This is a genomic window from Streptomyces sp. NPDC047880 (assembly GCF_040706515.1).
Classification (GTDB): Bacteria; Actinomycetota; Actinomycetes; order Streptomycetales; family Streptomycetaceae; genus Streptomyces.
Genome location: NZ_JBEZOK010000007.1, coordinates 43,589 through 58,509 on the forward strand (window position 1 = coordinate 43,589; position 14,921 = coordinate 58,509).

At 70.4% G+C, this 14,921-nt stretch carries 12 protein-coding genes; 8 read left to right on the forward strand and 4 right to left on the reverse strand.

Annotated features, from left to right (window positions below; translation table 11 throughout):
- Positions 1 to 403: 403 nt before the first annotated feature.
- The 4 genes from AB0937_RS13240 (at position 404) to AB0937_RS13255 (ending at position 4,134) form a co-directional block, all read left to right on the forward strand.
- Positions 404 to 817 carry a PepSY domain-containing protein gene (locus AB0937_RS13240; RefSeq protein WP_366711518.1) on the forward strand — a complete coding sequence of 138 codons (414 nt, stop codon included), beginning with the start codon at positions 404 to 406 and terminating at the stop codon, positions 815 to 817.
- Positions 818 to 997: 180 nt separating this feature from the next.
- Positions 998 to 1,774: a response regulator transcription factor gene (locus AB0937_RS13245; RefSeq protein WP_366711519.1), complete on the forward strand. Its 777-nt coding sequence runs from the start codon at positions 998 to 1,000 to the stop codon at positions 1,772 to 1,774.
- On the forward strand, positions 1,771 to 3,249 hold the full coding sequence (locus AB0937_RS13250; protein WP_366711521.1) for a HAMP domain-containing sensor histidine kinase: 1,479 nt from the start codon (positions 1,771 to 1,773) through the stop codon (positions 3,247 to 3,249). Before AB0937_RS13245 ends, AB0937_RS13250 begins: the two co-directional genes overlap by 4 nt.
- Before the next feature lie 522 nt (positions 3,250 to 3,771).
- A complete protein-coding gene (locus AB0937_RS13255; RefSeq protein WP_366711523.1) occupies positions 3,772 to 4,134 on the forward strand; it encodes a DUF4185 domain-containing protein in 363 nt (120 codons plus the stop codon).
- 30 nt (positions 4,135 to 4,164) lie between these two features.
- On the opposite strand, the gene AB0937_RS13260 is transcribed toward AB0937_RS13255, so the two are convergent.
- Entirely contained in the window at positions 4,165 to 5,367 is a 1,203-nt protein-coding gene (locus tag AB0937_RS13260; RefSeq protein WP_366711525.1) for a serpin family protein, read from the reverse strand.
- Positions 5,368 to 5,558: 191 nt separating this feature from the next.
- On the opposite strand from AB0937_RS13260, the gene AB0937_RS13265 reads away from it, so the two are divergent.
- Complete coding sequence (locus AB0937_RS13265) at positions 5,559 to 6,161, forward strand: hypothetical protein (protein WP_366711527.1); 603 nt, start codon at positions 5,559 to 5,561, stop codon at positions 6,159 to 6,161.
- A gap of 299 nt (positions 6,162 to 6,460) precedes the next feature.
- On the opposite strand, the gene AB0937_RS13270 is transcribed toward AB0937_RS13265, so the two are convergent.
- Positions 6,461 to 7,405 carry a glycoside hydrolase family 16 protein gene (locus tag AB0937_RS13270; protein WP_366711528.1) on the reverse strand — a complete coding sequence of 315 codons (945 nt, stop codon included), beginning with the start codon at positions 7,403 to 7,405 and terminating at the stop codon, positions 6,461 to 6,463.
- A gap of 299 nt (positions 7,406 to 7,704) precedes the next feature.
- Here AB0937_RS13270 and AB0937_RS13275 point away from each other — a divergent pair, with 299 nt between their 5' ends.
- On the forward strand, positions 7,705 to 8,940 hold the full coding sequence (locus AB0937_RS13275; RefSeq protein WP_366711529.1) for a GAF domain-containing sensor histidine kinase: 1,236 nt from the start codon (positions 7,705 to 7,707) through the stop codon (positions 8,938 to 8,940).
- Between the two features lie 705 nt (positions 8,941 to 9,645).
- Here the strand turns inward: AB0937_RS13275 and AB0937_RS13280 are convergent.
- Positions 9,646 to 11,916 (reverse strand): MMPL family transporter, encoded by a 2,271-nt coding sequence (locus AB0937_RS13280; RefSeq protein WP_366711530.1) that lies wholly within the window; start codon positions 11,914 to 11,916, stop codon positions 9,646 to 9,648.
- A 175-nt stretch (positions 11,917 to 12,091) separates the two neighbouring features.
- Here AB0937_RS13280 and AB0937_RS13285 point away from each other — a divergent pair, with 175 nt between their 5' ends.
- Together AB0937_RS13285 and AB0937_RS13290 are read left to right on the forward strand one after the other, a co-directional pair.
- Positions 12,092 to 13,264: a histidine kinase gene (locus AB0937_RS13285; RefSeq protein WP_366711531.1), complete on the forward strand. Its 1,173-nt coding sequence runs from the start codon at positions 12,092 to 12,094 to the stop codon at positions 13,262 to 13,264.
- Entirely contained in the window at positions 13,239 to 13,901 is a 663-nt protein-coding gene (locus AB0937_RS13290) for a response regulator transcription factor (protein ID WP_030832911.1), read from the forward strand. Before AB0937_RS13285 ends, AB0937_RS13290 begins: the two co-directional genes overlap by 26 nt.
- A gap of 320 nt (positions 13,902 to 14,221) precedes the next feature.
- Here the strand turns inward: AB0937_RS13290 and AB0937_RS13295 are convergent, their stop codons facing one another.
- Positions 14,222 to 14,854 carry a hypothetical protein gene (locus AB0937_RS13295; RefSeq protein WP_366711534.1) on the reverse strand — a complete coding sequence of 211 codons (633 nt, stop codon included), beginning with the start codon at positions 14,852 to 14,854 and terminating at the stop codon, positions 14,222 to 14,224.
- Between the last annotated feature and the right edge of the window lie 67 nt (positions 14,855 to 14,921).

The window sequence follows — 14,921 nt, forward strand, 5'->3', positions numbered from 1 at the left end:
GGCGGCACTCTTGACGCGCAGGCCGAAGCACGCGCCCCGCTCGCCGGCTGGTCCACGCCGCCCATCGCCGCTCCTACGGGAAGTCCAGTCCTGTCCTTCGTGCCAGGGGGTGGGTGGCTTTGTTCACGAGTTGCAACAGCTTGTTCACCAGTTTGGGCGGGACCCTGGCGGCGTCGTGTCCGATGTTCACGAGCTTCTCGTGAACAGAGCCAGGGTGGGCATCTACGGCCGCCGCCCTTGAAGGTTGGTCGTTTCTTATCGGTTTCCTGGCCGCTCTCTGGCCTCCTGCTTGAGTGCCTGTTCCTAAGGTCGTTGACGTCCCCGAACCAGCCTGGACCTGCGGTGTTCCGCCGCTGTCCGGCCTGTACGACGCCCCCCCCGACTCTCCCTGGAGATCTTCGACATGAACGCTTCCAAGCGCGCCCTGGCCGCCGCTGTGTCCACCGCCGTCCTGCTGGTCGGGCTGGTCGCCTGCGGCGGCTCGGACTCCAGCGATTCAGCCTCGTCCTCCGACAGCGCGGCGGCCGGGCAGTCTGCCGGCGACCCGCAGGCCGGGGAGGGCGGCGCGCAGGCCGAAGGTGACGAGGGCGGGGACGCGGTGGAGACCCCGCTGACCGGTGCGGCCAAGCAGAAGGCAGAGGCCGCGGCGCTGGCCGCCTTCCCCGGCACGGTGGTCAAGTCCGAAAAGGACGCAGAGAATCCGGGCACGTACGCGGTCGAGATCAAGAAGGCTGACGGCAGTGAGGTGGAGGTCTACCTGGACCCGAAAACCTACAAGGTCGTCAAGACCAAGGACGAGGCCGGCGACGAGGGCTGACTTCGGCAGAACCTCGGGGCCGGGGTCGCCGGCGCGGCTGCGGGGTTGCCCGCAGCCGACGAGTTCGGCCCTCCTCGTTGAGCGGGTGCGCCCCCGAACGCGTATCAGGTGCTGTCCGGAAGACCGGGACGGGTTGGTGTGATCACGACCGTGGAGCGGTGGGGGTGTGAGCCTGACGCCATGCAGGTGCTGCTCGTTGAAGACGACGAACGGATCGCCGGCCCGCTGGCCGAGGGTCTGGCCCGCTACGGATACGCCGTGGAGCGGGCGCGCACCGGCTCGGCGGCGCTGGCCGCGCCTGAGCCGGAGATGGTGCTGCTCGATCTGGGCCTGCCGGACATGGACGGTATCGACGTCTGCCGGGCCCTGCGTCGGCGCTCGGACGTACCGATCATCATGATCACCGCCCGGGGTGAGGAGATCGACCGGGTCCTGGGTCTCGAACTGGGTGCGGACGACTACATGGCCAAGCCGTTCGGCGTCCGGGAACTGGTCGCTCGCATCCGCGCGGTCACCCGCCGCGCCCGCCCTCAGACACCGCTTGCCCGCGTCCCCGGCGACGCAGTCGGGGAGGGCCCGTCTGGTCAGTCGGCCAGTGTCCGGGGACCCGCGCCCTCGGACGCACCGCAGGTTGTGGGGCCGCTGGTCATCGACCGCCGCACCCGGCAGGTCCACCTCCACGAAGCTCCCATCGTCCTGGCCCCGAAGGAATTCGACTTGCTGGCCTACCTCGCTCTGGACCCGGGGGCGGTCTGCTCGCGACAGCAGATCGTCGACCAGGTATGGGACCCGCACTTCTTCGGCCCCACCAAGACGCTGGACGTGCACGTGGCCGCCCTGCGCCGCAAGCTCGGCGATCCCACCTGGATCGAGACCATCCGCCGGGTCGGCTTCCGCCTCCACACCCCCGACACTGCAGCGCCGCCCGGCAGCCCGCGTCAGGGGGCCCGGACATGACCAGGCGTCTGCTGGGCAGCTATCTCGGCCTCGTGCTGCTCGTCCTGCTCGGTCTGGAGATTCCCTTCGGCCTCCTGTTCGCCCGGGCCGAAACGTCCCGGCTGTCCAACAGCGTCGAGCGGGACGCCGGAATGCTGGCTGAACTCGCCGAGGAACGCATCGAGGAGGACAACACCGACGAACTGCCCGAGCTGGCAGACGACTACGCGGAGCGGACCGGAGCGCGGGTGATTGTCGTGGACCGCACCGGCGCTGTCCTGACCGACTCCGCCGCCACCACACCCGCCGGTACCGATCTGTCCGCGCAGCCGGACATCGCCACCGCCCTGCGCAACCGGACCACCGTCGGCACCGCGCCCGACCCGGACAGCGGCACCCAGACCCGCTACGTCACCGTCCCCGGATCGTCCGGCGAGACCATCCGCGGTGCCCTACGGCTCAGTTACCCCACCGACGTCCTGGACAGCCGGGTCCGCGACATCTGGCTCACCCTCGCTGTGACTGGCCTGGGCGTGCTGGCAGCCGCGGCACTGGTCGCCCTCGCTCTGGCCCGCTGGATCATCCGCCCCGTCCACGCCCTGGAACGCGCCACCACCCAGCTCGCCGACGGCACCCTCGCCAACCCGCCCGCCACCGACCTCGGCCCGCCCGAGCTGCGCCGCCTGGCCACGTCCTTCACCCACACCGCCACCCGCCTGCAGCATCTCCTCACCTCCCAGCGCGCCTTCGCCGCCGAAGCCTCCCACCAGCTCAAGACCCCCCTGACCGCGTTGCGGATCCGGCTGGAGAACTTCGAACCCCACCTCGACCCGGCCGTCCACGACAGCCTGGACGAAGCCATCGGCGAGACCGAACGCCTCGCCCGCATGATCCAGGGACTGCTCTCCCTGGCCCGCCTCGAGGCCACCGCCACCACCCCGGAACCCACCGACCTCGACGCCGTCATCGCCGACCGGGCCGCCACCTGGGCGCCCTTCGCCGCCGAACACCACGTCCACATCACCACCGCCGGCCACCCGGCCGGACTCGTCCAGGCCGTCCCCGGCGCCCTGGAACAAATCATCGACAACCTGCTCGCCAACGCCCTGCGCGTCTCACCGCCCGGCACCACCATCACCCTGTCCACCCGCCCCACGCCACAAGGCGTCGAACTGCATGTCATCGACCAAGGCCCCGGCATGAGCGAGACCGAACGCCTACGCGCCTTCGACCGGTTCTGGCGCGCCTCCGACACCCACCACGACGGCACCGGCCTCGGCCTGCCCATCGTCGAACAACTCACCCGCGCCAGCGGCGGCCACATCACACTCGAGGCCGCCCCGGGCGGCGGAGTCGACGCCACCGTCCTGCTGCGCCCGGCCCACGCCACCGCTCCGCACACCCGAGCACCCGCCGACCTCCCTGCACAGCCCCAAGCCCCCCTCCGACCCGCTCCACCCAAACCCACCGGCGCCCCGGAACACGCACACCGCTGATGGGCCACAACCCCGCCGCGTCCACCGCCACGGCTGGGCATCTTCGCGAGTCGGTTAGGGTCAGGCGCAGCAGGTGGGCGGTGCCGCCCTCGGCGCGTACCTTGTCCGCCAGAACGGGGAAGCACACCGCCGGTGAACGTCTGTGGTCACAGCCCTGGCAGTGGCCGTCGGGCTGCTGTTGCTCTGGCTACTCGCCCTCGTCTCCCTGGCCCTCGTCCGCCCGCGCGGGAACCTGCTGACCGAGGCGATCCGGCTGCTGCCCTGCCTGCTGCGGCTCATCTCTCCCCCTGGCCCGAGACCACACCCTGCCGCGCGGCGTGCGCGTCCGGCTGTGACTGCTGCTCGGCCATCTGGCCATGCCGAGCGCGGCACCGACGACGGGCTCACCGCCGTTGACCCTGTTCGTCTTCGGCGACACGTTCGAGGAGGCAGGGGTCGGCGGCGGATGGTGGCGCTCGCCCGTGGCGCTCTACGGGCGCCTCAACGGTCCGGGCCGCCCCGTCGTCTGGACCGGTGCGGTAGGTGGACAGCACGCCCGGCAGCTGTGGCCGTACGACCACGACACCTCCGAGTACCTGGGCCCTCGGCGACGACGGCCACGTGTACATCCTGCCCACCGGGTTCCAGCCGAACAAGCCGATCATCCTGCACCGGGTCCGCCCCGACGGGCTGACCGACCCCGGCGCCTACGAGCTGTGGGGACGGGGCCCCGACAGCCGCTGGGCATGGGGCAACCCGCCCTCACCCGTCCTGGACGGAACCTTCGGCGAACCGTGCCTGCGGCTGCTCTACGGCCAGCGGGTCCTGACCTGGTTCAACCAGGGCGACTACCGCATCGAGGGCCTCGTCGCGGAAGTCCGGCTCAGCGTGCTGTCGGTCTGCTGACCGCGCGGACGGTGCGCGTTGACGTCCCGCTCACCGCTCGTCCTCCCAGTCGTACTCGGGGAACGGCAATGGATCGGTGACCCAGCCCGCCGTCAGCACAAGCCGCGTGTGGCGATGCAGGGCAAGGAAGCCGAAGGGCCGGTCGAAGGCGGCGCTGATCTGGGTGGTGACGTAGCGGAGGTCGAACAGGCCCCCGGCGACCGCGTCGAACGCCGTCACCGCGGCGGCCTCGAAGCCCAACGCGCCGAACCTGGCCATGGTGTTCTGCTCGGCCGACCCGATGGCGAGCGGGAAGCCGCTGATGCCCGGGAAGTGCCCGCGCGAGGTGTCCCGTGCCGTCGTGAGCCCGAACAGCCGGTGCAGCTTCAGCAAATCGTGGCTCGCGTTCATGTGGTACGCCGCGGTCGTCACCTCCAGCGACGGCGGCTCAGGCCGCGTGCAGCGCACCTTCTCCACCCGCAGGCCGGGGCCCACGTTCCCGTACGGCAGCCGCGGCCCCGGCACGACCGCGTACCGGCCGGCGAGGATGTCGATCCCGGCTCCCAGCACCTGCCCCGGCGTCATGTCCTCTTCGCCGAGCAGCAGGTGCACGTCCAGGGCATTGTTCCCCAGCACCTTCAGCTCGGTGACGTACCCGCCGGGTGTGTCCGCCACCCCGACCCGGTCCAGCACGGCACTGGAACGCCGCAGGCCCAGCCGCGGCTTGGTGGTCCAGGGTTCGTACGCAGTCTCCAGTTCCACCTCTTGGAAAGGGCTCAGCCACTGCGTGCGCATGGTCAGCGCGCTCGCCAGCACCATCTGCGTGTCCTCGGACAGCGTGACCGGCATACGGTCGATCAGCCCGCCGGTCCGCTTCACCGTCCAGGCATCCAGCGCCCGGTGATCGGCCACAGGATCCCCGGTGAGCACCCCGTGGGAGTCGGTCGGCAGCCCTGCCTCCCACTCCGCCCTGAGCTCCAGCGTGCGCTTCGTCCACAACCCCAGAGCTGTCTCCAGCCCTCGCAAGGCGCCCATCGCGGCGAACAACTCGTTTGCGGCGCCGGTTGCTTGCCCGGCGGGGAGCCCAAGAGCCTCCGCCAACTCGGCCCGCGCCGCACCTTCGGCACCGTCGGCCAGGTAGGCCAGCAGCGGCCACACCCCCGCCGCCGAGAACACCGTGCCGTCCTCCGAGACACCCGCCCACCGGGCGGTCAACCCGTTCACCGCGCGAACCGTTGTCGTCGTGACTCCCATTCCGCCCCCATTGTCAGCGCGCATATTACGCGCCAGTCGTATGTCGGTTTCAATGTCACCGTCATCCGCCCCAGAGGCATGTTCTGGGGGTGTTACCTGACTTCGACGGAGTGGGAGGCGCCGGGAAACTCCCCGCCGTCGCTGCCTTCGCCGATGTCCTCCACGATGACGTCGTCGTTTACGGTTGCCGCGTGAATGAAACGCATGAACCGGGCAACCTCGGCATCCGCGATCAGCCCCACGGGTTGTTGCCTCTCCTGGAATCCGATGAAGAGGTCATCGCCTTCTTTGCCGGGGTTGCGGACCTCGACGCGACGGACCCGGCCTACCGCGAGCTGGAGGACGGGGTACGGCTCGCCTCCGGTGCCCGGCTTGAGCAGTTCGCGCGGGCGGGCTCAGGAGACGCGTTCTGTTTCGTCGGCGAGGGCGGCGAGGAACGCCCGGTGGTGTACGTAAGCCTCGACGGCGAAGCCGGCCCTATTGCGCTCGGGCTGCCGGAGCTTGTACGGCTGTGTCTCGTGGCACCGTGGTGGCGGGATGCTCCCGGGCGAACAGCGGAGGAACTCCAGGCGGTCGCCGACCAGTACCGGGATGATCTGCCCGATCTCGACCGGCGACGTGAGCGCGCAGCCCGGGCACTCGGTCTCGATCCAGCCGGACTTCCGTCCGAGGCGGCGGTCTTGGCTCGACTCGTGGAACTCTCCGAGGGGCAGGCCGCAGAGGACTGCCTGGTCCTCGGCTACGAAGGCGATCCGCTTGATCCCCTGTTCGGCGCTGTCCTCGACCGGCCCTGACCGGCGGAGCATCCGGAACCGCAAACTCGAAGCCACCTACGGCTGGCTGAGGAGGCAACCTCCCGCACCTCTCCCGCCACCCCCAGTGTCGCTCGGGCAAGCCGGAGCTCAAGCCCCTCATCAGCGGTCCGTCGATGCCTCGGACCCGGTGACACCACCCCTGGATCATCAACAACAGGAGGGGGAAGTCATGCCGGACCCGAAGCCCGGAGGCCCCATGGCGAAGCCGCGAAGACGCTAAAGAGGCCACGGGTGAGCGACCAGCCCGCGCGACAGGTGGCTGCAGATCTGCTGGCTGGTCAAGTCCGGTGCGGGATGGCGGTGAGGACCGCGACGTAGTCGACGAGCATGGGATAGCCGGGGCGGGTCTGCGTCGTGGGGGTGGCATGCCCGGCCAGCGCGTCGGGGAATCCGCCGCCGATAGCGAGGTTCAGCAGGAGAAAGTGGCCCTGGGCGGTAGCTGCTTGCCAGGTGGCCGGGTCGACCTGCGTGGAGCTGACGGTGTGGTAGCGCCGTCCGTCGACGAACCAGTGCAGCCGCTCGGTGGAGGTGCGGCGGTCCCACTCCAGGGTGTAGGTGTGGAAGGTGCCGGTGCAACGTGTACCGGGGCAGGTGGTGCTGGCGGCCAGGCCGGTGCTCTCGTTGCAGGGGCCTGCAGTGGGCGTGCCGCAGTGCATCACGCCCCAGATGCGGTTCAGGCCGTTGGCGTTCTCCATGATGTCGAACTCACCGGACGTCGGAGAGGGGACCCCGGCGCGGTATGAGGCGCCCAGGGTCCAAAAGGCCGGCCAGTAGCCTTCGGCCGCCGCGCCGGTGACGGCGGGCAGTTGGATGCGGGCCTCGATGCGCATGCGTCCGCCCGCAGGAGGCCGAAAGTCGCTGCGGCGCGTCTCGATGCGCCCGGAGGTCCACCGCCCGGCGTCGTCGCGCAGGGGGGTGATGCGCAGGTTGCCCCGGCCGTCGTGGCTGACGTTGGCGGGATCGGCCGTGTAGGTCTGCACCTCACCGGTACCCCAATTGGGCGGGCCGCCGGGGTACCCGGTGCCGATATCGACCATCCACTTCTCACTGTCGGGCAGGGTCCCTGCCGAACCGCTGAAGCCGTCCGCCCAGGCAGTCCTCCACACGTGTGTGGCTGACGCGGGGGTGCCGCCTGCGGCCAGCGGGACCAGGCCCGCGCACAGAGCGGTCAGCGCAGCCGCCAGGCCCACCCGGGCGCGGCGGGTACGCAAGAGCATTCTCATCGGGCTGCACCTCGCTGAGCTGGTGGTCAATGATCTCCAAGAACATACGGTTTGCACCATATGCCCATAACTGTCCTTTCTGCTCGGTGACGGGGTCCCCCATACGGCGCATGGCGCACCATCCGCACCCTGGTGCGGCCGCTCAGATCGGTGAGACAGACCGAGGGCGCCGTGTCGGCACCGTCCGGGCCTCAACCGCAAGAGGGGACCCGTCGGGTGATCCGCACGTCGGCTCCGTGGCCGCGGGTGTCGCACGGGAAACGATCTTTCGACCCACCAGGCAGGAAAGGACGGACATCGTGGCCAAAGCATCGTTCCCGGTAACCGCTGATGAGCCCGAGCGTCTACGAGTCCTGCAGCGGTACGGCATCCTGACGGCACCGGCCCCACCGGACCTGGCGCCGATCGTGGAACTCGCCTCCTATGTCTGCCAGGTCCCTCATTCGGTGATCAACATCATCTCCGCCAAAGATGCCAATCTGATCGCCGCGGTCGGTTTCGAACCGACGGTTTGTGCCCGCGGCGACTCCATGTGCGCGGTCACTCTCGTCGAGCCGGCGCCGGTGTTCGTTCCGGACGCCAGGCTGGATGTCCGCTTCGCCGACAACCCCTATGTCAGTGGCATCCTCGGCGACATCCGCTTCTACGCCGCTTCCCAGCTACGCACCCCCGAGGGACCAGTCCTCGGCACCCTCTGCGTCTTCGACACCGAGGTCCGCCATCTGACCGCCTCGCAACGTGGCGCGCTGGACAAACTGGCCCGCATGGTCGTCGACGTCCTCGACCTGCACCGTCACCAGGCACTGCTTCATCAGGCACTGCAAGCCGCCGATGAGGCACGCTCCGAACTCGAACGCTCCAACCGCGCCCTGCAGCAGTTCGCCGGACAGGTCAGCCACGACCTCAAGAACCCGCTGACCGGCGTCCTCGGCCACGCCGAGAACCTCATCGGCATCCCGGCGGTCGCCAACGACCCCGACGCCTCCTTCTGCGCCCAACGGGTCATCGGCTCCGCCCACCGCATGCACACCATGATCGAAGACGTGCTCGCTCTGGCCAGCGCGGGCGGACGACTCCACCTCGAACCCGTCGACCTGAACACCCTCGCCCACGCCGTCATCGAGGACCTCGACGGCCCCGTCAGCACCGATGGTGCGCGCGTCACCGTCGAGAACCTGCCCCTCGTGATCGCCGATGCGACCCAGTTGCGCGTGCTGCTCCAAAACCTCGTCAGCAACGCCCTGAAATTCCGCAGAACCGACCGCCCTTGCCAGATCGTCATCACCGCCGGAGCACACGGGCACGGCTGGGACATCGCTGTCGTCGACAACGGCCGCGGCATCCCGCCGCAGGACCGGCAGCGTGTGATGGGCCTGTTCACCCGTGTGCACCCGGACGTCGAAGGCTCCGGCATCGGACTGGCCACCTGCCAGCGGATCGCCGCCGCACACGGCGGCGCCCTCCGCCTCGAAGAGACACCCGGCGGCGGCACCACCGCTGTGCTCACCCTGCCCACCGACACCACACCGAACTGACAGCCGCCCCCGGCCTGAACGCTGCTGTGCGAGCACGGAGACCACGACACGATGCCACAGGTATCGCCGCAGACTCCTCTTCCTTTCCGGCCTCAGACACGGAGGGCCTGGCTCCGCCAGAAGGCGTAGCCGGACAGCCAACGCTGACGACACGCGGCGGCGGTCTTCCGCCGGCCATCGAACCGTGCCCTCAGGGGCCCCGAATGGGGAGCACGTTGCACCAGGCGATTGCGCCTATCGCGACACGGCACGGCGGCAGTGTGGCGGTGATGGTGCCCTTGCCTTCGACGGAGCGGACGTGGGTGGTGCCGCCGTGGTGGGTGATGATGGCGTGGACGATCGCCAGGCCGAGGCTGAGGCCGCCGTGCCGGGGAGGGCCCAGTGGTAGCGTTGGAGGCGAGGAAGAGGCTTGTGAACAGTTGGCGCTGTTCTGCTTCAGGGATCCCGATGCCGGTGTCGCTGACGGCGTCCTCTTCGGCGGCGAAGTCGGACGCCGACTCCAATAGCAGGGCAAGCCACGCACCTGGGCGCAGCTCATTCCATGTCCGTGTCCCGCGTCTTGGGCCGGCAGGCCGCGCACCCGACCCCATCGCGTGCGCGCCGCCAGGGCGAAGGACCTCACCAGGACCGCCCGATGATCACGACTCGATGTGCCCCTGGGTGACGCGCTGAGATGCCGGACGCCAAGGGCGGGCAGGAGTTGAGTCAACGGTCAACCAGCCGTGGACGCGGGGCCTCGCCCGTGGGTTCCGGGTCGGTGTCGTCGGTGCCGACCGGGCCGCGGGGAAGCATCCGGTCCAGCCACTTCGGCAGCCACCAGTTGGTCCGGCCGAGGAGTGTCATGGTCGCCGGTACCAGCACCATGCGTACGACCGTGGCGTCGATGAAGATCGCGGTGGCCAGGCCGAGCCCGAACATTTTGGTGGAGGGGTCCTCGGCGACGGCGAAGGACAGGAAGACCGCCACCATGATGAGGGCGGCCGAGGTGATGATCCGGGCGGTGCGCGAGACGCCCTCGACGATCGCCGTGCCGTTGTCGCCGGTGCGCAGGTACTCCTCGCGTACGCGGGAGAGGAGGAACACCTCGTAGTCCATCGACAGGCCGAACAGGATGGCGAAGAGGAACATCGGGATGAACGACACGATCGGAACCGTCGCTTCCAGCCCGATGAGTGCGCCTCCCCAGCCCCACTGGAAGACCGCGACCATGATGCCGTAGGACGCGCCGATGCTCAGCAGATTCAGCAGCACCGCCTTGAGCGGTACGAGTACTGAGCGGAAGACCAGCATCAGCAGGAGGAACGACATCGCCAGCACGGCGGCGACGAACACCGGCAGGCGTTGGCTGGTGCGTCGGCCCACATCGGACAGGCTCGCGGCGGCGCCGCCGACGTGGGCCCTGGCCGGGCCGTGCCCGATCGCCGTGGGCAGCACGCCGGTGCGCAGCCGGGCGATGGTGTCGGCCGTGGCCTTGTCCTGAGGGCTGGTGGTCGGGAACACCACGAGGGTCGCGATGCCGGTGGCCCGATCGATGTGCGTCGGCGCGACGGATGCGATGCCCGGATCCGCCGCGACCGCCTCGACGAGTCGGTCCAGCACTCCCGGATCACCGGTGGGGTCCGCGGCGATGACGAGGGGACCGTTGGTGCCCGGGCCGAACCCCTCGGCGACGAGGTCGTAGGCCCGGCGCTCGGTACGGCTGTGGGGCAGTGAGCCGTCATCGGGCAGGCCGACGCGCAGGCCGAGCACGGGCAGCGTCGCGGTCAGCAGCAACCCCGCCGCGCCGACCGCGTACGGCACCGGGTGCCGGCTGACGTGCCCGATCCAGCGACGCCACCCGGCATCGTGTGCGGCGCCTGCCGCCGGGTCCCGTCGCCGCGCGAGTCGGCTCAACCTTCTGGTCTGCAGAGCCCGGCCGATCCGGCCTGTCCGGGCCAGGCGCGAGCCCGCCGCGCCGAGGAAGGCCGGCAGCAGCGTCACCGACGCCAGCACCATCGTCAGGACGACGATCGAGACGGCGAGCCCGCCCACCGTCATGAACGGCACGTTCGCGACCGCAAGGCCGAGGATCGACACGACGACGGTGCCGCCGGCGAAGACCACCGGCCGCCCCGCCGTTGCCACCGCTCGTCCGGCCGCCGCCTGCGGATCGAGCCCGCACGCGAGGTACTCCCGGTGCCTGGCGAGCACGAACAGCGCGTAGTCGATGCCCACTCCGAGCCCGACCATGCTGCCCAGGACCGGTGCGAAGGTGGGGACCTCTGTCACCCCCGCCAGTACCGTCATCGTGGCGACCCCGACGGTCAGCCCGAAGACCGCCATGCCGATCGGCAGCGCGGCGGCGACGAGCGAACCGAACGCCAGGAACAGGATCGTGGCAGCGGCGAGGAGGCCGATCAGCTCGCTCGCGCCGCCGTCGGGGTCGGAGAAGACGTAGAAGAGGTGCCCGCCCATCTCGATGCGCAGCGGCAGCTCGGCGCGCAGCCGGTCGCCTAGATCGACGAGGGCGTCGAGGTCTTCGGCCGACAGCCGGCTCTGGTCGGGGTACTGCACCCGGACGACCGCGATCCGCCCGTCGGCCGAAACGAGGCCGCCGCGCACGGCGGTGTCCCCGCCCGCGTCGAGCGCCCCCGCCGGGTCGCTCGTGCCGAGCACGTGCGGCAGCCGCTTCACCTCGGCCCGCAGCCGCGTGAGAGCGGTGCGCGCGCCGCCGTCGTCGAAGAACGTCGCACCGTCGTCGAGGGGGGTGACGACCACTTGGGCGGTCATCCCCTCCTGGCCGGTGCCGGCCCGCTCGATCAGTTCCGCGGCCCGCTGGGAGTCCAGTCCCGGAGCGGTCATCGAATCCGCATTCCGCCCGCCGAAGGCGACGGCGGCGAGGACGGCGAGCGTGGCGGCGACCAGCCATGCCGCGATCACCCGCCAGGGATGGCGGGCGGCGCTTGCGCCCAGGCGCAACAGGGCTTTCGAGAGCATCGGGTCCTCCAACCACCTCGTCGGCCGTCCTTGTACGGCCGCCGATGCCGAGGCTCGTCGCCACGGCGCTCCGCGGCATCGGCCCGCGGGCCGCGGATCCGTCGGCCCCGGGGCGGAGTGACGACCCGTCCTTTCGGCCGATGCGCGGCACGCCGCGGTCCGTAGGCTGAGAACCGTGCTCCGAGACGACCTGCGAACCCTGTGGACCGAACCCCGGCCGCCCGACGCGCCCGCCCGGGTGCGGCGGGACTGGGCGCTGCTCGCCGCGGGCCTTGCCGGTGTGGTGCTGGAGGCCACCCTGCGCGAGAACGTCGTGTGGCGGCCGGTGGCGGTGGTGTTCGCCGTATGGCTGTGCCTGCTGCCCCTGTGGCGCCGGACCCGCCCGCTGGCGATGGTGACGCTGGCGTTCGGCTCGGTGATCCTGCTTCAGGTGGCCTCGCTCGTCGCCGCACCGCGCGAGCCCGTCGGCCTGTACACCGGCGCGGTCGTGCTCGTGCTGGTGTACGCGCTGCCCCGGTGGGGATCGGGGCGCGAGATCGTGCTGGGCGGCGCGGTGATCCTCGCGGCCGGCGCGCTGTGTTCCGTCACGGACGAGACCCCGGTCGTCGAAAATGTCGTGGGCATCGTCTTCCTGCTGCTGCCCGGCGTGGTCGGGGCTGCCGTGCGGTTCCGGGTGACCGCTCGCGAGCGGCAGTTGGAGCAGGTGCGCTCCCGCGAGCGCGAGCAGCTCGCCCGGGAACTGCACGACACGGTGGCCCACCACGTTTCGGCCATGGTGATCATCGCCCAGGCGGGCCGGGTGCTCGCGGGCACCGACCCGTCCGCCGCCGTCGAGTCGCTGGAGGGGGTGGAGGAGGAAGGGGCGCGCACGCTGGAGGAAATGCGCGCCATGGTCGCCGCGCTGCGCGACCGCGGGGTCGGCGCCGAGCTGGCGCCGCCTGCCGGTGTCGCGGATCTGGAGCGCCTGGTGCGCACCCCGGGTGGTCGCCTCAGGGTCGACCTGGGGCTCGACGGCGAGCTGGACGCGCTGCCCCCGGCCGTGGACGCGGCCGTCTACCGGATCGTTCAGGAGTCGGTGACCAACGCGCTGCGCCATGCGGTCGACGCGACCGAGGTCGTCGTCAGGGTCGCCGCGGAACGGCACACGGTGCGGGTGAGCGTGTACGACAACGGCCGGCGCACCGGCCGGGGTCGCGACGGATACGGACTTACCGGATTGCGCGAGCGCGCGACGCTGCTCGGCGGCACACTACGAGCCGGCCCGGGTACCGACCGGGGCTGGCATGTCGACGCCGAACTGCCGAGAGCGAGGAGCGAGAGCGGTGTCCATTCGCGTCCTCGTCGCTGACGACCAGACGATCATCCGGACCGGGTTGCGGATCATGCTGAACGCCCAGCCCGGCATCGAGGTGGTCGGCGAGGCCGCCGACGGGCGGGAGGCGGTCCGTCTGGCCCGCGAACTGCGCCCCGACGTCTGTCTGTTCGACATCCGCATGCCCGTACTCGACGGGCTCGAGGCCACCCGGCTGGTCGCCGGCCCAGGCGTCGCCGACCCGCTGGCCGTGGTCGTCATCACCACGTTCGACCTCGACGAGTACGTCTACGGCGCGCTGCGTGCCGGCGCCCGCGGGTTCCTCCTCAAGGACACGGGACCGGACCTTCTGGCGCAGGCCGTACGGTCGGCGTCCGGCGGTGAGGCGCTCATCGCGCCCAGCGTCACCGTGCGTCTGCTCCAGGCATTCGCGGACCTGCCCGCCGGCCGGCCCGTGGCCCAGCCGGTCTCCCCCGTCACCGCCCGCGAGGAGCAGGTGCTCCTCGCCGTCGCTCGCGGGCTGACCAACACCGAGATCGCCGATGCACTGCACATCAGCCTCAGCACGGTGAAGACGCATCTGGCCAGCCTGATGGCCAAGCTCGGTGCCCGCAACCGGGTCGAGATCGCGATGTGGGCCTACGAAACGCGCCGTATCCTCCCCGGCACCTGAGCCGGGTGCCGGGCCATGTCCCATGAGTCCCCGCCCGGACATCAGTGCACCGGTCGGCTCACGTCGGTTCCACGTGCCTCACCCGCCCAGAGCGGCAGGAGGCCGGAACTGGGACGGTGAGACACCCATACGACAAGACTCCCGACAGCCACCTCGCCAGTGTCCACCTGCACGCCTCGATGATCTGGATCAAAGACCTCACCAGGACCACCCGATGGTCACGACCCGACACGCGCTCTGGGAGTCCCAACCCGCCGCGGCAAGGTGAGGAGTGCAGACCGCTCGACCAGTCTTCCGGCCGAAGCCGCTCACGAGCGGTCTCAAGCCTCTCGATCAGTCGCTGCGGCTGTACGGGGGGCGCATGGCTGGCCATCGCTCCTCTCCGCCGACGAGCCGGGCTGCACACCAGGGCCGGACCTGCGCAGGATTCGGAGACGACGGATCACTGCCGTAGTCGTGAGGCTCAGGCACAGCAGGGTGAGGGCCGCTGTTCCGTACGCCGGCAGATTCGCCGGGGGATCCTCTACCCAGTCGCGGGAGAGGACCCGCGATGGCTGCTGAGGGTCGTACGTGACGATCATCGCCTCATCACGGTGGACGTCGGGATACATCCCGGCGTAGTCCGAGAACTCGACCTCGTCTCCGGTCCGGGGACCGCTTACCAGACGCACCTTGACGTACTGGGGCTTGTTGTCGATGCCGACGACGGTGGCAGCGGAAGTGACGCCCCTGGAGCGCAGGTCCTCTGCCAGGGCGTGTGCCGGGAACCAGAAGGCGGCAGTCATCCCGAGACATAGCAGAGACATGCCGAACCCAGCCAGGATCACGCGGCGTTGTGGAGGCTTCGGACCTGGCTTCCACCCCGCTGCCCTGCTGGCCGCCTGGCGGGCCCGTTCCACGTGCGGTGGCAGCTGATACCCGTTGGCCGCACGCCTGTTCTTCTTCTTAGCCACCACTGGAAACCCTCGTGAGAACCATCCGCTCACCGTATGCGACCTGGCGCAGCGGGGATGAAGCGGT